The 322-nt window shown below is 67.1% G+C and carries 1 protein-coding gene; it reads left to right on the top strand.

Features of this window, described 5'->3' with window-relative positions:
- Nucleotides 1-23: 23 nt before the first annotated feature.
- Nucleotides 24-322: RNA-guided endonuclease InsQ/TnpB family protein (locus ACFHWT_RS31530; protein ID WP_416598361.1), on the top strand; the 299-nt coding region annotated here is incomplete at its 3' end.

Below are 322 nucleotides of genomic sequence, written 5' to 3'. Positions count from 1 at the left end.
CGATCATCCGCGAGAATCAAGCGGTGTACGTCGAGGACCTGTGTGTCGTCGGTCTCGGCCGCACGAGGCTCGCCAAGAGCGTCCACGACGCCGGATGGTCGTCGTTCGTCGCCATGCTGGAGTACAAGGCCGCGAGATACGGACGCACGTTCGCCCGGGTGGACCGGTGGCTCCCATCCACCCGGATGTGCTCGGACTGCGGCCGGATCAACGAGCGGATGGCGCTGGACGTCCGGTCGTGGGTCTGTCCGTGCGGCAGCGACCACGACCGGGACGTCAACGCCGCGATCAACATCAAGGCCGCCGGGCAGGCGGACTTCAA

Source organism: Micromonospora sp. LOL_021 (assembly GCF_048060215.1).
GTDB lineage: Bacteria > Actinomycetota > Actinomycetes > Mycobacteriales > Micromonosporaceae > Micromonospora_E.
The sequence above is the reverse complement of the archived record's forward strand: the minus strand, read 5'-3'. Positions and strand labels throughout refer to the sequence as shown.